Raw genomic sequence first — 21701 nt, 5'->3', positions numbered from 1 at the left:
GCGGGGGATCAGCCGGTGACGGCGCGGGCCAGCACGTAGCCGAGGGTGGCCGCGGTGAGCCCGGCCGCGATGCTGACCAGCACGTTGGCCACAGCGTGGCCGCGACGGCCGCCGCGGTGCAGCCGCAGGGTCTCGTAGCTCAGGGTGGACCAGGTGGTCAGCGCGCCGCAGAAGCCGGTGCCGAGCAGGGCGGTCACCGCGGGGGAGGTGGGCAGGGCGGTCACCACGCCGAGCACCAGCGACCCGGCCACGTTGACGGTCAGCGTTCCCCACGGGAAGGCGGAGGCGTGGCGGGCCTGCACGGCCCGGTCGGTCAGGTAGCGCAGCGGCGCGCCCACGGCCGCCCCGAGCGCGATCAGCAGGACGGTCACCGGGCCGCCCCGACCTTGGCGCGGGCCAGCAGCCGGGAGGCCACCGCGTCGCCGGCCCACACCGCCAGCAGCGCACCGGCCAGGGTCGCCGCCAGGTACGCCAGCGCCGTGCCCGGCGACCCGGCGGCGACCGCCCGCTGGGCGTCCACCGCGTAGGTGGAGAAGGTGGTGAAGCCGCCGAGGACGCCGACGCCGAGGAACGGCCGGACCAGCGGCCCGGCCGGGCGGGCCGTGAGCACCGCCATCAGCGCGCCGATCAGCAGGCAGCCGGCGACGTTGATGCCGAAGGTGGCCCACGGGAAGCCGGTGGGCGGGTGCGGGAACGTGGCCTGGAGCCCGGCCCGGGCCAGCGCGCCCAGCACCCCACCGGCGGCGATGACGCCGAGCACCGCCGCCGGGTGGGCGGTCAGCTCCCGCCGGTCGGCGGGGACGCGCAGGTCGACATCGGGGTCGACGCGGAACTCGGACGGTCCGGTCACGGTGCCTCCCACCAGGACGGGCATCACTGGCAGGGACCGTTGGCGAGCGTGTCGCGGTTCTCCCGGCGGTGCCGGGACGGCGGGCCCCACCGCCGGGCCGAGCATAACGCCGGCCGCCCCGCGGTCAGGCCGCGACGTCGGCGAGATCGCGGGTGGCCGCGGCGTCGCCCGGGGTACGCCGGGCGCGCCGCTCGGCCACCAGCAGCACCGCGAGGCCGAGCAGGGTGAGCCCGGCGCCGGCCCAGATCGGGGCGGTGAAGCCGAGCCCCGCGTCGATGGTCAGCCCGCCGAGCCAGGCGCCGAGCGCGTTGCCGACGTTGAACGCGGCGATGTTCGCCCCGGAGGCCAGCGTCGGGGCCCGGCGGGCGTACTTCATGATCCGCATCTGGAGCGGCGGCACGGTGGCGAAGCCGAACGCGCCCATCAGCACCAGCGCGACCACGGTGAGCGCCGGGCTCCCGGCGGTCAGCGCGAAGCCGACCAGCACCAGGGTGAGCACGCCGAGGACGGTGACGAGGGTCCGGGACAGCGACACGTCGGCGGCGCGGCCGCCGGCCAGGTTGCCGGCGAACAGCCCGACGCCGAAGAGCACCAGCAGCCACGGGACGGTGCCGGTGGCGAAGCCGCTGACCTCGGTGAGCGTGTACGCGATGTAGGTGAACGCGCCGAACATGCCACCGAAGCCGAGCACGGTGACCACCAGCGAGAACCAGACCTGGGCGTGGGTGAACGCCCGCAGTTCCCCGCGCAGGCCGCCGGTGGGAGCGGTGTCGCTCGCCGGTCCGCGGCCGGGCACCAGCACGGCGAGACCGACCAGCGCCACCAGCCCGATGCCGGTGATCGCCCAGAAGGTGGCGCGCCAGCCGAGGTGCTGGCCGAGGAGGGTGCCGAACGGCACGCCGAGGACGTTGGCGGCGGTCAGGCCGGTGAACATGAGCGCGACGGCGCCGGCCCGGCGGGCCGGCGGGACCAGGCCGGTCGCCACCACCGCGCCGATGCCGAAGAACGCGCCGTGGCAGAGCGCCGCGACGATCCGGCCGGCCAGCATGGTGCCGTAGTCGCCGGCCAGCGCCGAGAGCAGGTTGCCGGCGATGAACAGCACCATGAGCCCGAGCAGCACGGGCTTGCGGCGCAGCCGGGTGACGGCGGCGGTGAGGGCCACCCCGCCGACGGCGACGCTGAGGGCGTACCCGGAGATCAGCCAGCCGGCCACCGACTCGCTGACCGCGAAGTCGGCGGCCACCTGGGGGAGCAGCCCCATGATCACGAACTCGGTCAGCCCGATGCCGAATGCCCCGATCGCCAGGGCGATGAGGCCGCCGGGGAGGGCGGAGGTGCGCTGTGCCATGTGCCGTACCCAATCGATGCGCGGAGAACAGGAGGCGCGTGCAACTACCCGCGCCGACAACGAGATAGTTGCACGCGCGTTATACCGGCGCAAGGGTGGTAGCCTGGAGGGACGTCCAGGTCACACCGGAGGGGGCGCCATGGGCATCGCGGACGACGCGGTCGAGATCCGCGCGCAGGGCTGGCGTACCCTCGCCGCGCTGCACGGCCTGATCGAGACCGCCCTGGAACGCGCCCTCCAGGCCGAGCACGACCTCTCCGTCGTGGAGTACACGGTGCTCGACGCGCTCTCCCGCCAGGACGGCTGGCACATGCGGATGCGGCAGCTCGCCCGCGCCGCAGCGCTCTCCGGCAGCGCCACCACCCGCCTGGTCACCCGCCTGGAGGACCGCGGCCTGCTCACCCGCGTGCTCTGCGCGGACGACCGGCGCGGCATCTACACCGAGCTGACCCCGGCCGGCTCGAAGCTGCTCGGCCGGGCCCGCCCCACCCACGACCGGGTGCTCGCCGACGCGCTGGCCGAGGGCGAGCGCACCCCCGAGCTGGCCCCGCTGGTGGACGCGCTGCACCGGCTCCCCGCCGCCGCATCGGGGACCTGACCTGGCAGGACGGGCCGTACGGGCGTACGGTGATCGCACCCGCCCGGCGCGACGCGGCGTCGGCGAACCCGTCGCGCAGGAGGCCACCGTGCAGAACCGCATCCCTCGTCCGGACGAGCTGGAGCCCGTCGAGCGGGCCGGCGTCGACGAGCTGCGGGCCCTGCAACTCGACCGGCTGCGCTGGTCGCTGCGGCACGCGTACGACAACGTGCCGCACTACCGGCAGGCCTTCGAGGCGGCCGGCGTGCACCCCGACGACCTGCGCGAGCTGGCCGACCTGGCCCGCTTCCCGTTCACCGGCAAGGCCGAGCTGCGGGACAACTACCCGTTCGGCATGTTCGCCGTGCCGCGCGAGCGCGTCGCCCGGCTGCACGCCTCGTCCGGGACCACCGGCCGGCCCACCGTGGTCGGCTACACCCGCGCCGACCTCGACACCTGGGCGAAGCTCATGGCCCGCTCGATCCGGGCCGCGGGCGGCCGCCCCGGCGACCGGGTCCACGTGGCCTACGGCTACGGGCTGTTCACCGGCGGCCTCGGCGCGCACTACGGCGCCGAGGAACTGGGCTGCACGGTCATCCCGGTCTCCGGCGGGATGACCGAGCGGCAGGTCATGCTGATCCGCGACTTCGCACCGGACGTCATCATGGTCACCCCCAGCTACATGCTGGCCATCGTCGACGAGATGGAACGCCAGGGCGTCGACCCGCGGTCCACCTCCCTGCAGGTCGGCATCTTCGGCGCCGAGCCGTGGACCGAGGACATGCGCCGCGAGATGGAGCAGCGCCTCGACATGCACGCCGTCGACATCTACGGCCTCTCCGAGGTGATGGGCCCCGGGGTGGCCGTCGAGTGCGTGGAGACCAAGGACGGCCTGCACCTCTGGGAGGACCACTTCTACCCGGAGATCATCGACCCGGTGACCGGCGCGGTGCTGCCCGACGGCGAGCGGGGCGAGCTGGTGCTCACCTCGCTCAGCAAGGAGGCCATGCCGGTGGTCCGCTACCGCACGCGCGACCTCACCCGGCTGCTGCCCGGCACCGCCCGCAGCATGCGCCGGATCGAGAAGATCACCGGCCGGACCGACGACATGATGATCGTGCGCGGGGTCAACGTCTTCCCGACCCAGATCGAGGAGCTGATCCTGCGTACCCCCGCGCTGTCCCCGCACTTCCAGTGCGTGCTGGACCGGCAGGGCCGGATGGACACCCTCACCGTGAAGGTGGAGCGGCGGGCCGGGGTGGCCGCCGACGAGGCCGAGCGGGCCGGGGCGGCGCTGGTCGAGCAGGTCAAGAACACCATCGGGGTGAGCGTGGCGGTCCAGGTCATCGAGCCCGACGGCGTCGAGCGGTCGATGGGCAAGATGCGCCGGATCGTCGACCAGCGGCGGGGGCGCTGAGATGGCGGGCGGGGACGGCCGCCGCACGGCGGCGCACGACATGTTCGACGCCGACGTGGCGTCCAAGGGGCTCGGCATCGAGCTGGTCTCGGCCGGCGACGGCGCGGCGGTGGCCCGGATGCGGGTCACCGCGGCCATGCTGAACGGCCACGCCATCGGCCACGGCGGCTTCGTCTTCCTGCTCGCCGACACCGCGTTCGCGCTGGCCTGCAACAGCCACGGCCCGGCCACCGTGGCCGCCGGCGGCGAGATCAGCTTCCTCCGCCCGGTCCGCGAGGGCGACCTGCTGGAGGCCCGGGCCACCGAGCGGGTCCGCTACGGCCGCAGCGGCATCTACGACGTCACCGTGTGGCGGGACGGCGAGGTGGTCGCCGAGTTCCGCGGCCGCAGCCGCACCATCGCCCGGGGCTGACCGCGCGCCGGCCCACCCGGCCACCGGTCTGCCAGGATGGTCCGATGGCACACATCCTGCTCCTGCACTCCGTCTACGGGCTGCGGCCCGCCGTGCTGGCCGCCGCCGACCGGCTCCGCGCCGCCGGGCACGAGGTGACCACCCCCGACCTGTACGAGGTGCCGGCCGCCGACACCGTGGACGCCGGCTTCGCGCTGCTGGAGAAGGTCGGCCGGGACACGGTGCTCGACCGAGCCCGCGCGGCGGCGGCCGCACTGCCCCCCGAGACCGTGCTGGCCGGCTTCTCCATGGGCGCCGGCGTCGCCGGGGCGCTGCTCGCCGAGCGCCCGGAGGCGGCGGCGCTGCTCCTGCTGCACGGCACCGGCGGCGACCCCGCGTCGGTGCGCCCTGGACTGCCGGTGCAGATGCACCTCGCCGACCCCGACGAGTACGAGCCGCAGGACGAGGTGGACGACTGGCAGCGGGCCATGACCGCGGCCGGCGCCGAGGTGAGCGTCCACCGCTACCCGGGCGCGGGCCACCTCTTCACCGATCCCGGCACGCCCGACCACGACGCGCCGGCCGCCGCCGTCACCTGGGACCGAGTCGTGGCCTTCCTCGCCGACCGGTGACATCGGCGCCATGGTGCCGGCGACGTCCGGGTCGGAGTGGCCCCGTGCCCGCTCCGGCCCGGACGTCGCGTTCAGGCGGCGCGCACCGGCACGCCGGCGGCCACGGTCCGCCCGGCCCGGCCGGACGCCGCGGTCCGCGGCTCGGCAGGGGCCCGGCGCGCACGCGGCGGCCCGATGGTCGGCGGTCGCCCGCCCACCCGTCCCACCCGGCCCGCCGGCTCCGGCGGCGGGCCGCCCGGTAACGCGTCGTGCAGCCCCGGGAACACCCCCAGCCGTGCCCGCGCCGGCCCCCCGGCCCGGTTGCCGCCGGACCGCACCGCCGGGAGACCCGGCGTGGCCCAGCGGCCGGGCACCGCCGAGAGAGCCGGAGCGGCCCGGCGTCCGGCGGAGGCGCCCCCCGACGCCCCCGCCGGACAGGCCGCCGCGGCAGCGCCCCCCGGCGTGCCGACGGTCACCGTCGGGCGGCCACCCGCCGTGACGCCCCCCGCCGCCGCGACGCCCTTCGCCGGGGCGGCACCCGGCGTCGGGCCGCCCGCTCGCACCACCGGCGCCGGAACACCCGCCCCCGGGACCGGCGCCGGTCGGGCCCCTCCACCCGACCGGCGCCCCACCCCGGCCGGACAGGTCGCCCGGCCGGCGGTGACCCCGCCGGCCGGCCCCGGGACGGCCGGGCGGCTCGCCCCGACGGTCCCGGTGTCCCGCAGCCGGCCGGCGAACTCCGCCCGCACGGCGCGGGGCAGCCGGTGCGCGGCCACGCGGGCCACGGCCGGCTCGGCGACCGCGTACCCGCCGGTGGCGGCGCGGCGCAGCAGGCCGTCGTCGACGAGCGCACCCAGCACCCGCTCGGCGCGCCCGGCCGGCCAGCCGAGCATCCGCGCCACCGCGTCGGCCGGGACGTCCCCGTCCCGGGCCGCGGTCGCCATCAGCGCCGCCCGCCGCTCGCCGTCCAGCCGGTCCAGCCGGGCGTCGACCAGGCGACGGACCGGCTCGGGCACCCCGGCCGGCTCGCCGTCGGCGTCGAGCGTGGCGACGTACGCCGCCGCGGCGGCCGGATTGCCGCCGACCAGCGGCAGCAGCCTCGCGGCCGGCGCCGCGGGCCGACCGGCCCGGTCGAGCAGGTGCCGCAGCAACCGTCCGGTGTCGACGGTGCCCAGCGCGGGCAGCGGCACCCGCCGCCGGCGGCCGGCCGCCCCCGGCAGCAGGTCGGCCCAGCGCGGGCCGTGGGTGGCCACCACGGCGAGCGGCAGCCCCCGCTCGCTGGCCGTGGCGAAGAGCCGGTGCAGGAACCGGTTGAGCGCCGGCGCGGCCCGGTCCAGGTCGTCCACCGCCACCACCACCGGCTGGGCGGCGGCCAGGTCGAGCAGGACCTCCCGGCACACCTCGGCGCCTCGCAGGGCCGCCCCGGCGTCGCGCGGCGCGGCCAGGAACTCGGCCAGCGCGTGCGCCGCCGCGCCGCGCCGGGCCGGCGGCAGCAGCCCCTCCAGGGCGGCGCCGAGCCGCCGGCGTACGGTCTCCGGCGACCGGGTGTCGCGGAGCCCGGCCAGGCCGCGGACCACGTCCGCCAGCGGCGCCAGGTCCCCGTCCGGGAACGGCGGGCAGTGCGTGACACACCAGCGCACCCGGGCACCGTCCACGGTCGACGCCACGCGGACCAGTTCGTGCAGCAGCCGGCTGCGCCCGCTGCCGGCCGGGCCGACCAGCGAGATCCAGCGTGGACGCCGTTCCCGCACCGCACGGGCGATCTCCTCGCCGGCCGTGGCCAGCTCGCGGCGCCGGCCCACCAGCGGGCCCTCGTGCCGGGCCGGCCGGTGCGGGGCCGGCCCGGTCACCCGCCAGACGTCCAGCGGCACCGCCCGGCCGGCCACCGTCATGGCGGCCAGCGGGCGCTGCGCGACGAGGCCGGCGACGGCCCGCCGGGTGGCCGCGCAGACCACCACGCCGCCGGGCGGGGCGTACGCCTGGAGGCGGGCCGCCGTGGTGATCACCGCGCCGCTGGCCGCGCCATGCCCGCCGTCGCGGGTGGCGGCCAGGTCCACCAGCGCCTCGCCGGTGGCCACACCGACCCGGACCCGCACGCGGGTGGCGGCCGGCAGCCGCCGGTCCAGCGCGCCCTGGATCTCCAGCCCGGCGCGCACCGCCCGGTACGCGTCGAACCCGTCGGAGCCGTGCGCGCCGAACAGCGCCATCACGGCGTCGCCCACGTACTTCTCCACCACCCCGTGCCACCGGCGCAGCACCTCGGTGACCGTGCCGAAGTACGCGCGCTGCAACGCCCGGACGTCCTCCGGGTCGAGGTGCTCGACGAGGCCGGTCGACCCGACGATGTCGGCGAAGAGGACGGTGACGGTGCGCCGCTCCTCCGGCACCGGCCAGCGCGCCACGGCGACGGCTTCCCGACTCCCCACGGGCGTGGTGATCAGCATCGCACCCACCCTTTCCCCGGTCCGGTGCCTGACGACCACCGGAGACTTTCACCACCGGGTCCTCGGGGGATCGGTAGGACGACGTATGTCGACCACCCGCAACCATTAGTCGCAATGTCGACGCGAGGAGTACCACAAGGGCGTTGAGGCCGTAGAACGGTGCGGGAACCTGTGACTAGGCTGCGGGACATGGCCAGCGATGTGGACACCGCGCCGCTCGTCGGCCGTGCCGACACGATGGCGGCGCTGCGGTCGGCGCTGCTCGACGACGTCGCCCCCGGACAGACCGCCGCGGTGTTCCTCACCGGTGAGAGCGGGGTGGGCAAGACCCGGCTGCTGGCCGAGGCCGCCGAGCGCCTGCGGGCCGCGGGCGCGCTGGTCCTCACCGGCGCCTGCCTCGACATCGGCGACGCCTCGCCGCTGCACCCGCTGCGCCAGGCGCTGCGCCGCCTCGACGCCGACCTGACCGAGGCCCGCACGTCCTCGGCGGTCCGCGGCCTGCTCCAGGTCTTCGACGAGGAGACCCCGGGCCCGGACGGCGCGGGCGCGCTGCTGGAGCGGGTCTCCCGTGGCCTGCACCTGGTCGCCGGCGGGCGGCCGCTGGTGCTCGTCCTCGACGACCTCCAGTGGGTCGACCGCAGCACCCGCCAGCTCCTGCTCTACCTGCTCGCCGGTCTCGGCGACCTCCAGCTGTCGGTGCTCGCCGCGATCCGGGCCGAGTCGTTGCAGGGCGCGCACCCGCTGCGCCGGGTGCTCACCGAGCTGCGCCGGCTGCGCTCGGTCCGGGTGGTCGACCTGGCGCCGCTGGACCGGGCCGGCACCGACGAGCTGGCCGCCGCGATCGTCGGCGCGCCGCTGGCCCCCGAGGCCGCCGACCAGCTGTGGCAGCGCAGCGGCGGCAACCCGTTCGTGGTGGAGGAGCTGGCCCGCGACCTGCGCGACGGCCACGACGGCCTCTCCGACACGCTGCGCGAGGTCTTCCTGGCCCGGGTCGACGCGCTGCCGCAGCCCGCGCACGCCGTCGTGCACGCGGTCGCCGCCGGCGTCGAGCCGGTCGAGCACTGGCTGCTGGCCCAGGTCGTCCGGCTGCCGGAGGACCAGCTCATCGAGGCGGTCCGGGAGGCGGTGGCGCACCGCCTGCTGGTCGGCGCCGACGACGGCTACCGGCTGCGGCACCGCCTCGTGGCCGAGGTGCTGGCACACGAGCTGCTCCCGGCCGAGCGGGCCGCGCTGCACCGCCGCTACGCCGAGGCGCTGACCTCGGCGACCGCCGAGCTGCACCAGGCCCGGCTGGCGCACCACTGGCGGCTGGCCGGCGAGCCGGCCCGGGCGCTGCCGGCCGCGATGGCCGCCGCCCGCGAGGCCGAGCGGCTGCACGGCTACGCCGAGGCGCACCGCCACTGGTCGGCGGCGCTGACCCTGGCCACCACCCCGCCGGCCGTGCTGCCCGACGGCGGCCGGCCCGAGCCGGTCGAGGCCGACCGGGCCGAGCTGCTGACCCACGCCGCCGAGTCGGCGCACCACTGCGGCGAGCACGCTCGCGCGCTGGCCCTGCTCGAGGAGCTGGCGGCCGACCCGGCCGGCCCGCCCACCTGCGCCCTGCACATCCGGCGGGCCCGCTACCTGGCCGCCGCCGGCCGGTCCGCCCCGGCCGAGGCCGAATACCGGCGGGTGCTGGCGGCGGCGGACTGCACGCCCCGGGAACGCGCCACGGCCGCCGCCCGCCTGGCCGAGCTGCTGCTGCACCTGGGCCGCTACGCGGAGGCCGGCGACCAGGCCCGGGAGGCGCTGCGGCTCGCCGCCGACGTCGAGGGCACCGCCTCGGAGGTGGTGCTGGCCAGCTCGGCGCTCGGCTTCAGCGAGGCCTACCTGGAGGACCCGGACGCCGGCCTGGCCGTCATGCGCGAGGCGCTGGACATCGCCGAGCGCTCCGGCCGGCCGGAGGACGTGGCCTGCGCCTACCTGCACCTCGCCGAGCTGCTCACCGGGCCGCTGAACATCCTCGAGGAGGGCGTGGTGGTGGCCCGCCGGGGCGCCGAGCGGGTCGCCGAGCTGGGGCTCGGCCGCACCTGGGAGACCCGGCTGCTGGCCATCGCCACCAACGGGCTGTTCCGGGTGGGGCAGTGGGCCGAGGCCGAGAAGGTGGTGGCCGCCGCGCTGCGGCACCGCCCGTCGGGCGCCGACGCGGTCGAGCTGCTGCTGGCCCGGTGCCGGCTCTCCGTCGGCTACGGCGACGTCGAGGCCTCCGACCGGGACCTGGAGGCGGTCGCCACCGTGCTGGCCGGCGGCGGGGCCCGGCACGTGCTCCCGATGCTCATCCTGCGTGCCGGGCTGGCCATGTGGCAGGGCCGGCACGACCTGGCCCGGCAGGCGGTTCAGCGGGGCCTGACCGAGAGCCGCTCCGACGACGTCATCGTGCTGGCCACCCTGGCCTGGCACGGTCTGCGCGCGGAGGCGGAGGCGTCCGCCAGCCGCACCGTCGAGGTGGATCCGAACGCGGTCCGCCGGCTGCGCGAGGTGGTCGACCGGGTGGCCGCCAAGAGCGGGAAGGCCGGCGCCCCGGTGCGTTACGTCGCCGACGGGTTCCTGGCGCTGTGCGCCGCCGAGCTGAGCCGGCTGGACGACGGCCGGGGCGACCCCGAGCTGTGGGCGCGGGCGGCCGTCGAGTGGGACCGGCGCAACCACCCCTACCCGGCGGCGTACTCGCGGCTGCGGCAGGCCGAGGCGCTGTTCGGCCGGCGCAGCCGGCTGGCCACCGCCGGGAAGCTGCTGCGGCAGGCCCACGGGACGGCCCAGGCGCTCGGCGCGCTGCCGCTGAGCGAGGAGATCCGTACCCTGGCGGGGCGGGCCCGGGTGGCCCTGGACGAGGGCCCGGCCGTCGTCCGTCCGGCGCCCCGGCCCCGGGCCGCGGCGGCGGAGGCGCCCACGGTGGACGAGTTGGTCGTGCTCACGGCCCGGGAGCGGGAGGTGCTCGCGGCGGTTGCCGAGGGCCTGACCAACCGCGAGATCGGCCAGCGGCTGTTCATCAGCGAGCGGACCATCGGCGTGCACGTGTCCCACATCTTCGACAAGCTCCAGGTGCGCACGCGGGTGCAGGCCAGCGCCATCTTCCTGCGCAACCGCGCCGACTAGCCGTACGCCGGCAATACGTCGTTCTACTGATCCGGCCGGCGTACGCCGCTGGAAGGCTGTCCAGCGTCACCGGGTGGCGTCGTGGGGGGCGCCGACCACTGTGGAGGAGAGATGACCGAACCGGTCTGGGGTCCCGTGCACCAGGACATCGTGGGGCTGCTCGCGGACCACCCCGCCGACGTGCCGGCGGTCGTCGACCACCTCACGAAGCTGCAGGACCTGCTGGTCCGGCTGCCTCCGCTGGAGGAGAGCTGCCCCCTCGCGGACTTCAACAAGCTCTACCTGGTCATCACCTCGACGGTCCTCGAGGGGCTGTACGACGACCGCTTCACCGACCCGACCTTCCTGGCCCGGCTCGACGTGGAGTTCGCCACCCGCTACTTCGACGCGCTCCGGTTCTGGACCGACTCCCACCCGAGCACCCCGAAGGCGTGGTCGTGCCTGTTCCAGCGGATGCGCGGCCCGGACGCCCGGCCGCTGCCGTCGGCCGCCGCCGGGGTGAACGCCCACATCAACTACGACCTGCCGTTCGCCCTGGTGACCACCTTCGACAGCCTGGACTCGGAGCCGATCGACGAGAGCGACCAGCACCACGACTACCTGGAGATCAACAAGATCTTCGCCGAGCGGATCCCGGAGCTGCGCCGCGGTTACCTGGACCACTGGCAGCTGATGATCGACATGGTGAACGGCGACATCGACGACTGGTACCAGGGCGAACTGGTCGAGTACACGCGGAACGTGGCCTGGCGCAACGCGCAGAAGATCTGGCGCTGCCGGCACGACCCGGACGCCCGCGAGTGTGAGCGGATGCGGCTGGACGACAACGCCGCACTGCTCGGCCGGCTGCTGCTCTCGCCCCTGGGGGCGTTCCTCCAGTAGCCGGGACGGGGGGTCCCCGCGTCCCTGGCGTCGCCCGGCGCGGGACGCGGGGACGCCGTCCGTCACGCGACGTGACCGCGTCAGCCGCGCCGGGACCGCCCCCGGTACGCCGCCGCGGCGGCCCGGTTGTTGCACAGCTCGCAGCAGTAGCGCTGCCGGCCGGCCCGGGTCCGGTCCAGATAGGGCGCGTCGCACCCGTCGGCCGCGCACACGCCGAAACGTTCCGCCCCGCCGGTCGCGGCGGCGCGGGCGAGGGCCCCGGTGACCAGCGCCGCGAACGGCCCGACCGGGCCGGGCCGGGGCAGCGGGGCGAGCCGCAGTGTGCCGTCGGGGCCGGCCTCGACCGCCGTGCCGGCGCTCACCTCGGCCAGCACCTCGTTGAGCGTGGCCACGCGGGCGGCCGGGTCGGGCGCGGCGAAGACCCCGTGGAGCCGGTCGCGCAGCTCGCGCAGCCGGGGCAGGTCGGCCTCGGTGAGCGGCTCGGCGGCCTCGGCGAGGCCGACCTCCCGGGCGGCGGCCCGGAGCCGGGCGACCGAGAGCTGGTCGGCCGGGTCCTGGAGCACCCAGTAGCTGTGCAGCAGCGTGACGGCCAGGCGCAGCGCCGGCTCCAGGGGCGGCACCGCGCTCATCCGCGCCTCTTCCGTCGTCCGGTTGCCGACACGCCCGCCGTCCCTCCGCACTTGACCGATCGCCGCCCGCCATCCTAGCGTCGTCAGTTGTAAAACGCAGTTAAAAACTTATGGAGGTGGCACATGCGACGTCTTCCCGTCCTCGTGTCCGTGGCCGCGCTGCTGGTCGCCGGCGCGCTCGCCGGTGGCGGCGGCGCCCAGGCGGAGGCACCCGCCGAGCCGGCCCCGGCGGCCGCGGGCCACGCGGCGCCCACGGTGGTACGCGACATCGAGATCCCGGTCGCCGGCCAGCCGGCCGTCCGGGCCTGGCTGGTCCGGCCGCAGCGCGCCGGCGGCGGGCTGGCCGGGGTGCTGGACCTGCACTGGTTCGAGCCGGGCCGGGCCAGCCAGGACCGCAGCGAGTTCCTGGCCGAGGCGACCGCCCTGGCCGGCCGGGGCGTGGTGTCCGTGCTGCCCCAGCTCACCTTCCCGTGGGCCGGTGACCCGGTCGGGGACGCCCGCGACCGTGCCGCCGTCACCGCCCAGGTCGACGCGGTGCGGGCGGCGTACCGGCGGTTGCTCGCCGAGCCGGGCGTGGAGCGGACCCGCACCGCGGTGGTCGGCCACGACTACGGCGCCATGTACGCCGTGGACCTGACCGCCCGTGAGCCGGGGCTGCGCACCGCCGTGCTGCTCGCACCGGACGCGACCTGGGCCAACTGGTTCGACCGCTACTGGCTCCAGCTGCCGGCGGGGGAGAAGGAGGCCTACCGGGCGGTCTTCGCCGGCCTGGACCCGGTGGACCTCGTGGGGCGGCTCGGCGCCGGGGCGTACCTCCAGTTCGCCGGCGCGGACCGCTTCGTCGGCGCCGGAACCCGCGCCGCCTTCGCGGCCGCGGCACCGCAGGCAAAGGTGTCGCTGTACCCCGACGAGGAGCACGACCTGGGTGCCGCCCGCACCCGGGACGACCGGCTCGGCTGGCTGGCCGGCCGCCTGGGGCTGCGCGGATGACCCGAGGGCTCCACGGGACCGGGCGGCGTCGGGAGGCGCCGCCCGGTCGCGGCCGCCGGGGGAGCGGCTGGGCCGGTCCCGGCTGACGCCGGCGCGTGTCGGCCCGGCCCGACCGGGTACCCGGCGGCCATGCCGCACACCGAGCCGGTCCGCCGCTTCGCCTTCCGGTTCGACCGGGCCTTCCGGCTGCCGCTGGCCCTGATCGGGGTGCGCCCGGAGACCGCCCGGGTCGAGCTGGGCCGGGACGAGTTGACCGTGCGGTTCGGCCCCTGGCTGCTGCGCACCGCCCGGGGCAACGTCACCGGTGTCGAGCTCGGCGGCCCGTACCGCTGGTGGCGGGCGGTCGGGCCGCACCTGTCCCTGGCCGACGGCGGGGTCACCTTCGGCACCGGCGTGACCGCCGGGGCCTGTCTCCGGTTCGCCACGCCCGTGCCGGCGCTCGTCCCCGGCCCGTGGCCGCGCCACCCGGCCGTCACGGTGACGGTGACCGACCCGGAGGCGCTGCGCGACGCCCTGGTCACCCCGCCCTGATCAGCTTTTCTCCGCTTGCCCGGTTCCGGCGGGCCGCGCCCCGGGTACCGCCTACCGTCGGTTTCAGGGCCTGAAGGGGTGCACATGGCGGAGGCACGGGACGGGGCGCAGCCCCGGCGGGCGCGGGGGCGCCGCCACCACGGGCAGTCGACACCGGCGGACCGGGCGCTGCGCGCGGCCCGCGACCCGGAGCGGCCCGAGCGGCCCCGCCGCCCCGGGGCCCTCCCCGAGCGCGTGGAGAGCGCGGGCCGGCCGGCCCAGCCGACCAGCCGGCTCACCCGCTGGCTCTTCCAGCACCGGGTGCAGCCGGTCGGCCCGGAGGCCCGGGAGCACCAGGCGCCGGCGCACCCCTGGTGGCAGGTCATGTGCCTGACCGGTGTGGACTACTTCTCCACGCTGTCCTACCTGCCCGGCATCGCGGCCGTGGCAGCCGGCGCGCTGAGCCCGCTCGCGACCCTGCTGATCGTCGCGCTGACCCTGTTCGGCATGCTGCCGATGTACCGGCGGGTGGCCCGGGAGAGCCCGCACGGGCAGGGCTCGGTGGCCATGCTGGAACGGCTGCTGCCGTTCTGGCGGGGCAAGGTCTTCGTGCTGGTGCTGCTCGGCTTCGTGGCCACCTCGTGGATCATCACGATCACGCTCTCCGCGGCCGACGCGACCGTGCACCTGCTGGAGAACCCGATCCTGCCCGAGTCGTTCCCGCACGGCACCACGGCCGCCGTGCTGGTGACCGTGGTGCTGCTGCTCATCCTCGGCGGGGTGTTCCTGCTGGGGTTCAGCGAGGCGGTGCAGGTCGCCATCCCCCTGGTCGCGGTCTTCCTGGCGCTCAACGCGGTGATCGTGGTCGGCGCTCTGGTCGAGATCGCCGCCGACCCGTCGTCGCTCAGCGGCTGGACCGACCGGCTGACCCGGGTCGGCGGCGCGGGGGACGTGCTGGCCACCAGCGTGCTCGCGTTCCCGCTGCTGGTGCTGGGCCTGTCCGGCTTCGAGACCGGGGTCAGCATGATGCCGCTGGTCAAGGGCGACGGCGACGACGCGGAGGGCCGGCTGGAGGCGCGGATCCGCAACACCCGCAAGCTGCTCACCACCGCCGCGCTGATCATGTCGGTCTACCTGATCGCCACCACCTTCGTCACCACCGTGCTGATCCCGGAGCGCGACTTCGCACCCGGCGGGGCGGCCAGCGGCCGGGCCCTGGCCTTCCTGGCCCACGAGCACCTCGGCGAGGCGTTCGGCACGGTCTACGACATCAGCAGCATCCTCATCCTCTGGTTCGCCGGGGCCTCCGCCATGGCCGGCCTCATCAACATCGTGCCCCGCTACCTGCCCTCCTACGGCATGGCGCCCGAGTGGGGCCGGGCGGTCCGCCCGGTGGTGCTGGTCTACACGGCCATCAGCATCGCCATCACGGTAGCCTTCCGGGCCGACGTCAACGCCCAGGCGGGCGCGTACGCCACCGGCATCCTGGCCATGATGGTCTCCGGCGCGATCGCCGTGACCATCTCCGCCTTCCGGGCGCGGCACCGGTTCGCCGCGGTCGGCTTCGCCGTGCTCACCGCGGTGCTGCTCTACGCGCTCACCGAGAACGTCATCGAGAAGCCCGACGGCATCACCATCTCCGGCCTGTTCATCGCCGGCATCGTCGCCGTCTCGCTGATCTCCCGGGTGTCCCGCACCACGGAACTGCGCGCCGAGCGGATCGAGTTCGACGACGCGGCCCGGCGGTTCGTCGCCGACTCGATCGCCCACGACGGCCGGCTGCACCTCATCGCCAACAAGCGGCAGAGCGGCTCGCTGAAGGAGTACCGGGTCAAGGAGCGCGCGCAGCGCGGCATGAACCCGGTGCCCGGCGCGGCCGACGTGCTCTTCCTGGAGATCGACATCAGCGACCCCTCCCGGTTCAGCGAGGTGCTGCGGGTGCACGGGGTGGAGGTCGGCGGATACCGGATCCTGCGCGCCAGCAGCCCGGCCGCGCCCAACGCCATCGCGGCCATCCTGCTGGCGCTGCGCGACGCCACGGGGGTCCGCCCGCACTGCCACTTCGAGTGGTCCGAGGGCAACCCCATCGCGCACCTGCTGCGCTACCTGATCCTCGGCCGCGGCGACACCCCACCGGTGGTCCGGGAGATCATCCGCAAGACCGAGCCGGACCCCGCCCGCCGGCCCGGCATCCACGTCGGCGGCTGAGCGCCGCCGCGGGCCGCCGGCCCCGCCCCGGTCCACCGGCTCCAGGGGTACGCCGACCGCCACCCGCACCGGGCTGCGCCCGGCTACCGGCGCCCCGATCAGCCGAGTGCGCGTACCCGGTCGACGAAGCCGCCGGCGCAGAAGTCGAGGAAGCCGTCCGGGTCCGGGCCGGCGTTCTGGAGCACGACGTGGTCGAAGCCGGCCTCGACGTACGCCTGGGCCTTCGCCAGGTGCGGCTCCGGGTCCGGCCCGACCGAGAACTGCTGCCGGATGTGCTGGTCCTCCACCCAGACCGTCGCCGCGTCGAAGTTCACCGGGTTGGGGAGCTCGCTCATCACCTTCCACCCGGTGACCGCCCACCGGCTGGTCTCCCTGGCCGCCCGGACCGCCTGCTCCTCGTCGGACGCCCAGGCCATCGGCACCTCGGCGTAGCGGGGGCCCTGCCCACCGGCCTCCCGGTAGTGCGCCACGATCGACGACTTCGGCTCGGTGGCGAACAGGCCGTCGCCCAGCTCGGCGGCCGTCGCGGCGGAGGACCGCCCGCTGGCCGCCACGGCGATCACCGGCGGTGTCTCGGGCAGGTCCCACACCCGGGCGTCCTCCAGCTGGAGGTGCCGGCCCTCGTACGACTGGTAGCCGCCCTGCCAGAGCAGCCGGATGATCTCCAGGGCCTCGCGCAGCCGTTCGTGCCGGCCGCGAACGCTCGGGAAGCCCTGCCCGACCACGTGCTCGTTGAGGCGCTCGCCGGCGCCCACACCCAGGGTGAACCGCCCGTCGGAGATCAGCGCCAGGGTGGCCGCGGCCTGGGCGATGATCGCCGGGTGGTAGCGGACCGAGGGGCAGGTGACCCCGGTGGCCAGGCCGAGCGTGCTGGTCTTCGCCGCGATGGCGGCGAGCGCGCTCCAGGTGAAGCAGGAGTGCCCCTGCACCTCCAGCCAGGGGTGGTAGTGGTCGCTCATCTCGACGAAGTCGAAGCCGGCCTGTTCCGCGCGCACCGCCTGCCGGATGAGTTCCTGCGGGCCGAAGGCCTCCGAGGCCAGCTTGTAGCCGATCTGCATCGCCCTGGTCTCCCGTCCCTGCGCGGCTGGACCGCTGCCCTTCCCGCCGGGCGGGCCGACAAACGCCACGGGGTGAGGAGCCCAGCCTCCTAGGACGGCCTACGGGTGGTGACCGCGCACGCCCGGGCACGGAGAGGCCCGCGCCGCGGGGGAGCGGGGCGCGGGCCGGGGGTGGGGAAGGGGTCGGGCCTACTTGGACGGCTCGGGGAGCTTGCAGTCCACCTTGGGGTTCGCGCCGATGTAGTTCAGGGGGCCGGCCACGATGGTGACGAGGATGGTGCCGGCCTCGGCGCAGTTGGTGTCGTCGTTGCTGTAGTAGCCGCGCTGACCGGCGGCGATCGCGCCGATGATGAGCCAGATGACGACGAGGACGCCGAGTATCGAGGTGCCGCGCATGGGTTGCCTCCACTGGGGTTGTGGTGGTTTCGAGGTGGAGGCCATGTACCCAGATCGGGTGATCGGTCAAACGGCGTGGCCGGTGCGGCGCGGCCGATTCCGACCATCCGGGGCCCGGTTCAGTGCGGCGGTGCCGGGTCTTCCGGCGGCCGGCCCCGGCTGCGCAGGTGGTCGGCGACGGCCACCCCGGCCAGCACCAGCATCGCTCCGAGGGCGGCGTAGACCGGGGCGAGGAACAGCAGGCCGGGCGCGATGGTGAGCAGCGCCAGTACGCCGCCGGGGCGCGAGCGCGACACCCGGCTGAACACCTCGAACTCGAAGGCGGCGCGACCGGCCAGGAACAGCGCCGGCCCGCCGAGGATGACCGCCAGCCAGGCCGGCGGCGTCCGCCCGGTCGGTTCGAGCAGCACCAGGTCGAAGCCGGACGCGGTGGTCACCACCCCGGCCACCATGAGCAGGTGGGTGTAGGGGGCGGAGTTCAGGAACTTGCTCGGCTGTTTCGACATGGCGATGGCGTGCGGCAGCAGCTCCCCGGACTTGTGCACGTAGATCCGCCAGAGCAGCAGCGTGGTGGCGAACGCGATGGCGAAGGCGCCGATGTTCTCCGTCTCGGAGTGGTGCAGGCTGAAGACCGTGCCGGTGACCAGGATGGCGTCGCCCAGCGCGATGATGAAGAACTGCTGGTAGCGCTCGGAGAGATGCTCGGCCGTGACGTTGCGCTGGGCGTCCGGCACGACCCCGAGCCCGGGCACCGGGTACGCGAGCCGGAACCCGAGGTAGTCGATGCCGAGGGCCAGCGCCCAGAGGCTCTCGCGGGCGTGTCCGCTCACCATGGCGCCGATGATCCAGGGGATCGCGGAGATCGTGAACCAGGTGAAGATGCGGGCCGCCCGGCGCTGGGTCTGCCGGTGGCGGCGGACCGTCGGCATGAGGAACAGCCCGCGTCCGAGATGGATCGCCACGTACGTCCCGGCGAAGACCAGCCCGCGGGCGCCGAAGGCCTCCGGGATGGCGGTGGTCATCAGCAGGGCTCCGAACATGACCGCGATGATCAGCAGCTTGATCTCGGAGCGTTGGGGGTCGTACAGGTCGGTGACCAGGGTGGTGATCGCCCAGGTCCACCACAGGGCCATCAGCATGATCAGCGACTGGAAGGCCCGCTCCCAGTTGAGTTCGTGGATCAGCCCACGGGAGATCAGGGAGAGCGCGACCACGTACACCAGGTCGAAGAAGAGCTCCAGCAGGGTGACCCGGCGCGGTGCCTCGGGATCGCGCACCGGGGGTCGCCGCTCGGCGGGCTGCTCCGGCGTGGCGGTGGGCACGAGGTGCTCCTGCGGTGGCGGGATCGGCGCGGCGGGCCGTCCGGCCCTGCACCGACCGTAGCGACGCCCGCCGGGACCCGTGCCGGGTTTCGGGCATTCGCGCTCGTCCGAGGTGCGGTCGTCGGCGGTGGTCGGCCGGATCGGCCGGGCCGACGGCCGCCGGACACGGTGCGGGCCGGTGGTGACCGACGGTCACCACCGGCCCGGGAGTGTCGGGTCAGGCGTCCTCGCCGGTGCCGGCCGGCAGCACCCGCTCGGCGTCGGCGCGGGCACCGGCCAGCACCTTCGCCTGCTGCGACCAGGTCGCCAGGCCCGGGGCGGCGCGCAGGCCGGCGGCCTTGACGGCCTCCCGCAGCGCCACCTCGTCCAGCTCGCTGAGCTGCTGGTAGGTGCGGATGCCGGCGGCCTGGAGGGCGGCGGCCAGCTTCGGCCCGATGCCCTGGATCCGCCGGAAGTCGTCGGCGGCGTCCACCTGGGCCGGAGCGGCGTCCTCGACCGCGGCACGCGGCGCGGGCACCGCCACCGGCGCTACCGGCTCCGCGTCGGCCACCGGCTCCGCGTCGGCCACCGGCTCCGCGTCGGCCACCGGCTCGGCCGGCACGGCCACCGGCTCGGCGGCCGGTACCGGCTCGGTCGCGGCGACCGGCTCCTCGGCCACGGCCACCGGCTCCGGCGTGGTGCGGGCCGGCTCGGCCTCCTCGGTCACCGGATCGGTGCCCGCCACGGTGGCGGGCTGCGCGTCCTCGGCCGCCACCGCGCGGACCGGCTCCTCGTCGGACGCGGCCGGCTCGGCGACCGTCGCCGGCTCGGCCGACGGCAGGGTGGTGGCCTGGGCGGCCAGCGCGGCGGCGGCCGGGGCGGGTTCCTGCTCCACCGGAGCCGGCTCCTCGGTCACCGCGGCGGGCGGCGGCACCTCGTCGACCACGGCCTCCGGCCGTTCCTGGTCGACCGTCGCGGTCACCTCGGGCGCCGGGGTGGCGGCACCCTCCACCGTGGGCGTGCCGGCGTTGCGACGGCCGATCACCACCCACCCGATGCCCAGGCCCACCAGCAGGGCCAGGATCACGACCAGCCACTGCCCGAAGCTCGACGGCATGGCCAACCTCCTCCTATGTATGTGCACGACAATCGCGAAAAATCCGGGGGCAGCTTCGCACACGTACGCGCGGGGCGACAGGGAGGTGGGCGGCGGAGCGCCGCCGGTGGGACGGGCGGTGCCGGCCGGTGGCCGCGGGATGACCGAGCGTGTGCCACGGCGGGCGTGAAGGGACGCCCCGGACCCTGGTGCCGTTCGAGGGTCCGGGGCGCCCCGGTCTTGGCGGGAACGCTCAGCAGGGCCGGCGCGGCGCGGGCAGGTCGACGGCGTCCCAGCTGTAGAAGCAGCCGGCCACGGCGTCGCGGGGGGAGCGCCAGGTCGGCAGGTACGGCGACGTGTGCGCCGACAGCCGTTCGTTGACCTGCTGGTAGAGCGGGTTGCTGCGGACCTCGGCGGCCAGGTCCGGGTCGACGTCCACCGTCTCCATGAGGTGCACGCACAGGTCGTGCAGGTAGTACAGCGACCGGTGCCGGATCCCGGTGAGCCGTGGCAGTTCGGTGGCGTCGGACTCGGCGAAGATCTGGGCCACCCGGCCCTGCGCCCCCGGCACGATCCGGCTGACGACCAACAGTCGACTCATCGGGACCCCTCTCGCCGCTGGTGATGCGCCGACCCCGGCCCAGGGTGTCGGCCACCGTGGGGCACACCCTCGCGGGTCGGCTGTCACCTCGCCGTCACGATCCCGACCCCGCGATTGATGGCGGTGGTGACGCCGCGGTCAGCGGGGGTGCGGTGTGGTGGGCGCGGTGGGGCCGCGTTGCGCCGACCCGGTCGAGCGGCCGGGGGCGTTGCTCCGGTCCGCGCGCCGCTGCGGTGCCTCCCGCCGGGTGGCCCGCCGGATCGGGGCGAGGGTCTCGTCGAGCAGCGCGGACATCGCGGGGGAGGGCTCCAGGCGCAGCTCGCGCAGCAGCAGGTCCCGGTAGACGTAGAAGGCGTGCACGGCTTCGAACGCGTTGCCCTCGGCAAGGTGGATGCGGACCACCAGGCGGTGCGGGGTCTCCCGCAGCGGCTCGGCGGCCATCGCCTCCAACGCCGCCTCCAGGGCCTCGCCGTGCCGTCCGGCGGTGAGGTGGTTGCCGGCGAGCTCCTCCAGCATGTGCAGCCGCAGCTGCCGCAGCCGTTCCCGTTCCAGCAGCACCCAGTCGTCGTACCAGCCGGGGAGGAGGTCGTGCCGGCCGGCGCCGGCGGCGCCGCGGGGGACGTCGCCGTCGCGTACCCGGGCGGCGGTCGCCACCAGCTCGTCGACGTCGAGGTGGACGGCGGGGTCGAGGCGGACGGTGTCGCCGTCGGTGCGCAGCGGGCAGCAGGGATCCTGCCGGAGCCGCCACAGCGCGGTCCGCAGCGAGGAGAGCGCGCGGTCCTCCGAGGTCTCCGGCCAGAGCAGCCCCGCGAGGTGGCTGCGGGTGGCGGCCGGGCGCAGCCCGATGAGGGCGATGACCCGTTGCAGGCCCCGGGGAACCACCACCGGGACGCCGTCGTGGAGCAGCTGGAACCCGCCGAGCAGGTGCAGCGACACCTCTGGGGCGGGGTCCTCCGCCGTCGGCTTTCTCGATCCACCGGACACGGGCGCACCCCCAGCAACGGAACCCTCGTCCCGACCGTCCTCATTGCCTGGCTCGGCTGCCCACGACGCCGGTGTCGGAACGGCTCCGCCCTGGCGGAGAAAGCCCGTCGTGGCCGGGCTGACCGGTACGCAGAATATCAACACTTGTTACTCTGAGTCAATGCCGCATCGGTTTGCTGACCGTCCGTAATGGTCAGACGAACGGCCGGTGAACTGCGAAAAAGTGTCGCCATCCACGACCGCCAATTGATCTTCCCATAGCTACCGCACAGTTTG

20 protein-coding genes are annotated in these 21701 nt (G+C 75.7%); 9 read left to right on the top strand and 11 right to left on the bottom strand.

What is annotated here, in order from left to right:
* Positions 1 to 8 precede the first annotated feature (8 nt).
* From crcB to GCE86_RS13565, 3 genes are all read right to left on the bottom strand, one after another.
* Positions 9 to 371 (bottom strand): fluoride efflux transporter CrcB, encoded by a 363-nt coding sequence (gene crcB, locus GCE86_RS13575; protein WP_154227300.1) that lies wholly within the window; start codon positions 369 to 371, stop codon positions 9 to 11.
* A complete protein-coding gene (locus GCE86_RS13570) occupies positions 368 to 862 on the bottom strand; it encodes a FluC/FEX family fluoride channel (RefSeq protein WP_208818127.1) in 495 nt (164 codons plus the stop codon). Before GCE86_RS13570 ends, crcB begins: the two co-directional genes overlap by 4 nt.
* 112 nt (positions 863 to 974) lie before the next feature.
* Complete coding sequence (locus GCE86_RS13565) at positions 975 to 2198, bottom strand: MFS transporter (RefSeq protein ID WP_154227298.1); 1224 nt, start codon at positions 2196 to 2198, stop codon at positions 975 to 977.
* Positions 2199 to 2337: 139 nt separating this feature from the next.
* On the opposite strand from GCE86_RS13565, the gene GCE86_RS13560 reads away from it, so the two are divergent.
* The 4 genes from GCE86_RS13560 (at position 2338) to GCE86_RS13545 (ending at position 5215) form a co-directional block, all read left to right on the top strand.
* Positions 2338 to 2796: a MarR family winged helix-turn-helix transcriptional regulator gene (locus GCE86_RS13560; RefSeq protein WP_154227297.1), complete on the top strand. Its 459-nt coding sequence runs from the start codon at positions 2338 to 2340 to the stop codon at positions 2794 to 2796.
* A gap of 88 nt (positions 2797 to 2884) precedes the next feature.
* On the top strand, positions 2885 to 4192 hold the full coding sequence (gene paaK, locus GCE86_RS13555) for a phenylacetate--CoA ligase PaaK (RefSeq protein WP_154227296.1): 1308 nt from the start codon (positions 2885 to 2887) through the stop codon (positions 4190 to 4192).
* Between the two features lies 1 nt (position 4193).
* Positions 4194 to 4604 (top strand): hydroxyphenylacetyl-CoA thioesterase PaaI, encoded by a 411-nt coding sequence (gene paaI, locus GCE86_RS13550; RefSeq protein WP_154227295.1) that lies wholly within the window; start codon positions 4194 to 4196, stop codon positions 4602 to 4604.
* A gap of 44 nt (positions 4605 to 4648) precedes the next feature.
* Positions 4649 to 5215 carry a dienelactone hydrolase family protein gene (locus GCE86_RS13545; RefSeq protein WP_154227294.1) on the top strand — a complete coding sequence of 189 codons (567 nt, stop codon included), beginning with the start codon at positions 4649 to 4651 and terminating at the stop codon, positions 5213 to 5215.
* A gap of 71 nt (positions 5216 to 5286) precedes the next feature.
* Here GCE86_RS13545 and GCE86_RS13540 read toward each other — a convergent pair whose 3' ends face one another.
* Positions 5287 to 7638: an AAA family ATPase gene (locus GCE86_RS13540; protein WP_204341988.1), complete on the bottom strand. Its 2352-nt coding sequence runs from the start codon at positions 7636 to 7638 to the stop codon at positions 5287 to 5289.
* A gap of 189 nt (positions 7639 to 7827) precedes the next feature.
* Here GCE86_RS13540 and GCE86_RS13535 point away from each other — a divergent pair, with 189 nt between their 5' ends.
* Together GCE86_RS13535 and GCE86_RS13530 are read left to right on the top strand one after the other, a co-directional pair.
* Positions 7828 to 10770: an ATP-binding protein gene (locus tag GCE86_RS13535; RefSeq protein WP_154227293.1), complete on the top strand. Its 2943-nt coding sequence runs from the start codon at positions 7828 to 7830 to the stop codon at positions 10768 to 10770.
* 111 nt (positions 10771 to 10881) lie between these two features.
* Positions 10882 to 11652, top strand: a complete 771-nt coding sequence (locus GCE86_RS13530; protein WP_154227292.1) for a DUF5995 family protein — start codon at positions 10882 to 10884, stop codon at positions 11650 to 11652.
* 80 nt (positions 11653 to 11732) lie between these two features.
* On the opposite strand, the gene GCE86_RS13525 is transcribed toward GCE86_RS13530, so the two are convergent.
* Positions 11733 to 12281 (bottom strand): CGNR zinc finger domain-containing protein, encoded by a 549-nt coding sequence (locus tag GCE86_RS13525; protein ID WP_154227291.1) that lies wholly within the window; start codon positions 12279 to 12281, stop codon positions 11733 to 11735.
* Positions 12282 to 12404: 123 nt separating this feature from the next.
* Between GCE86_RS13525 and GCE86_RS13520 the strand changes: the two genes are divergently transcribed.
* From GCE86_RS13520 to GCE86_RS13510, 3 genes are all read left to right on the top strand, one after another.
* The gene (locus GCE86_RS13520) at positions 12405 to 13271 is read left to right on the top strand and encodes an alpha/beta hydrolase family protein (protein ID WP_154227290.1); all 867 of its coding nucleotides are present in this window, start codon (positions 12405 to 12407) and stop codon (positions 13269 to 13271) included.
* A 129-nt stretch (positions 13272 to 13400) separates the two neighbouring features.
* A complete protein-coding gene (locus GCE86_RS13515; protein WP_154227289.1) occupies positions 13401 to 13802 on the top strand; it encodes a hypothetical protein in 402 nt (133 codons plus the stop codon).
* 84 nt (positions 13803 to 13886) lie between these two features.
* On the top strand, positions 13887 to 15989 hold the full coding sequence (locus GCE86_RS13510; protein ID WP_154227288.1) for an APC family permease: 2103 nt from the start codon (positions 13887 to 13889) through the stop codon (positions 15987 to 15989).
* A gap of 98 nt (positions 15990 to 16087) precedes the next feature.
* Here GCE86_RS13510 and GCE86_RS13505 read toward each other — a convergent pair whose 3' ends face one another.
* The 6 genes from GCE86_RS13505 to GCE86_RS13480 form a co-directional block, all read right to left on the bottom strand.
* Positions 16088 to 17047: a TIGR03557 family F420-dependent LLM class oxidoreductase gene (locus GCE86_RS13505; RefSeq protein WP_154227287.1), complete on the bottom strand. Its 960-nt coding sequence runs from the start codon at positions 17045 to 17047 to the stop codon at positions 16088 to 16090.
* Between the two features lie 189 nt (positions 17048 to 17236).
* Positions 17237 to 17443, bottom strand: a complete 207-nt coding sequence (locus tag GCE86_RS13500) for a hypothetical protein (RefSeq protein WP_046564384.1) — start codon at positions 17441 to 17443, stop codon at positions 17237 to 17239.
* Between the two features lie 119 nt (positions 17444 to 17562).
* Positions 17563 to 18765: a low temperature requirement protein A gene (locus GCE86_RS13495; RefSeq protein ID WP_154227286.1), complete on the bottom strand. Its 1203-nt coding sequence runs from the start codon at positions 18763 to 18765 to the stop codon at positions 17563 to 17565.
* 217 nt (positions 18766 to 18982) lie between these two features.
* Positions 18983 to 19861 carry a hypothetical protein gene (locus GCE86_RS13490; RefSeq protein ID WP_154227285.1) on the bottom strand — a complete coding sequence of 293 codons (879 nt, stop codon included), beginning with the start codon at positions 19859 to 19861 and terminating at the stop codon, positions 18983 to 18985.
* A 232-nt stretch (positions 19862 to 20093) separates the two neighbouring features.
* The gene (locus GCE86_RS13485; RefSeq protein WP_091258840.1) at positions 20094 to 20441 is read right to left on the bottom strand and encodes a TcmI family type II polyketide cyclase; all 348 of its coding nucleotides are present in this window, start codon (positions 20439 to 20441) and stop codon (positions 20094 to 20096) included.
* A gap of 138 nt (positions 20442 to 20579) precedes the next feature.
* The gene (locus GCE86_RS13480; protein ID WP_154227284.1) at positions 20580 to 21425 is read right to left on the bottom strand and encodes an AfsR/SARP family transcriptional regulator; all 846 of its coding nucleotides are present in this window, start codon (positions 21423 to 21425) and stop codon (positions 20580 to 20582) included.
* Positions 21426 to 21701 lie beyond the last annotated feature (276 nt).

The organism is Micromonospora terminaliae (assembly GCF_009671205.1).
Taxonomy (GTDB): domain Bacteria; phylum Actinomycetota; class Actinomycetes; order Mycobacteriales; family Micromonosporaceae; genus Micromonospora; species Micromonospora terminaliae.
The sequence above is the reverse complement of the archived record's forward strand: the minus strand, read 5'-3'. Positions and strand labels throughout refer to the sequence as shown.

Coding starts and splice junctions, on each gene's coding strand:
- GCE86_RS13525 (WP_154227291.1), bottom strand. CDS start 12,281: ATGAGCGCGGTGCCGCCCCTGGAGCCGGCGCTGCGCCTGGCCGTCACG.
- GCE86_RS13485 (WP_091258840.1), bottom strand. CDS start 20,441: ATGAGTCGACTGTTGGTCGTCAGCCGGATCGTGCCGGGGGCGCAGGGC.
- GCE86_RS13560 (WP_154227297.1), top strand. CDS start 2,338: ATGGGCATCGCGGACGACGCGGTCGAGATCCGCGCGCAGGGCTGGCGT.
- GCE86_RS13545 (WP_154227294.1), top strand. CDS start 4,649: ATGGCACACATCCTGCTCCTGCACTCCGTCTACGGGCTGCGGCCCGCC.
- GCE86_RS13505 (WP_154227287.1), bottom strand. CDS start 17,047: ATGCAGATCGGCTACAAGCTGGCCTCGGAGGCCTTCGGCCCGCAGGAA.
- paaI (WP_154227295.1), top strand. CDS start 4,194: ATGGCGGGCGGGGACGGCCGCCGCACGGCGGCGCACGACATGTTCGAC.
- GCE86_RS13565 (WP_154227298.1), bottom strand. CDS start 2,198: ATGGCACAGCGCACCTCCGCCCTCCCCGGCGGCCTCATCGCCCTGGCG.
- GCE86_RS13515 (WP_154227289.1), top strand. CDS start 13,401: ATGCCGCACACCGAGCCGGTCCGCCGCTTCGCCTTCCGGTTCGACCGG.
- GCE86_RS13540 (WP_204341988.1), bottom strand. CDS start 7,638: ATGCTGATCACCACGCCCGTGGGGAGTCGGGAAGCCGTCGCCGTGGCG.
- GCE86_RS13490 (WP_154227285.1), bottom strand. CDS start 19,861: ATGCCGTCGAGCTTCGGGCAGTGGCTGGTCGTGATCCTGGCCCTGCTG.
- GCE86_RS13510 (WP_154227288.1), top strand. CDS start 13,887: ATGGCGGAGGCACGGGACGGGGCGCAGCCCCGGCGGGCGCGGGGGCGC.
- GCE86_RS13530 (WP_154227292.1), top strand. CDS start 10,882: ATGACCGAACCGGTCTGGGGTCCCGTGCACCAGGACATCGTGGGGCTG.
- GCE86_RS13535 (WP_154227293.1), top strand. CDS start 7,828: ATGGCCAGCGATGTGGACACCGCGCCGCTCGTCGGCCGTGCCGACACG.
- GCE86_RS13500 (WP_046564384.1), bottom strand. CDS start 17,443: ATGCGCGGCACCTCGATACTCGGCGTCCTCGTCGTCATCTGGCTCATC.
- GCE86_RS13520 (WP_154227290.1), top strand. CDS start 12,405: ATGCGACGTCTTCCCGTCCTCGTGTCCGTGGCCGCGCTGCTGGTCGCC.